The organism is Streptomyces chisholmiae (genome assembly GCF_031845445.1).
Taxonomy (GTDB): domain Bacteria; phylum Actinomycetota; class Actinomycetes; order Streptomycetales; family Streptomycetaceae; genus Streptomyces; species Streptomyces chisholmiae.
Map to the genome: position 1 here is coordinate 1 of NZ_JAVREO010000079.1, position 566 is coordinate 566.

At 70.3% G+C, this 566-nt stretch carries 1 protein-coding gene; it reads right to left on the reverse strand.

The features are described from left to right. A partial coding sequence (locus RM844_RS32140; protein ID WP_311670983.1) for an acyltransferase domain-containing protein occupies positions 1-566 on the reverse strand: 566 nt, incomplete at both ends.

Consider the following 566-nt stretch of genomic DNA (forward strand, 5'->3'; position numbering starts at 1 on the left):
GGGTGGGTGCGCAGCGACAACCGGCCGCTGAGCAGCAGTTCCCCCGTGTCGGCCAGCTCGGTGGCGGCTCCGAGGACAGGGTGGTCGGCGGAGTCGAGCCCGGCCGAGCCCACGTCGGCCGCCGTGGTGGGCGCCGGCTCGGGCCAGTAGCGGCTGCGCTGGAAGGCGTACGTGGGCAACTCGACCCGCCGAGCCCCGGGGACCGCCCCCGACCAGTCGACTCCCAACCCCCGCTCCCACGCACGGCCCACCGCACGCAACACCTGCTCCAGGCCGCCTTCTTGACGCCGGAGCGTCCCCAGCACCGCGGCCTCCACACCAGCGGCCTCGACCGACTCCCCCACCGCAACACCCAGCACCGGATGCGGACTTGCCTCAATGAAGAACCGGAAACCATCAGCCAGCAACGCTCCCGCCGCGTTCCCGAACTCGACGGTCTCGCGCAGATTCCGGTACCAGTACTCGGCGTCCAGGGCTTTCGTGTCCAACAGGCCACCGGTCACGCTCGAATAGAACGGCACCGAGCCCGAACGCGGGGTGATGTCCTTCAGGTCGACAAGCAACTG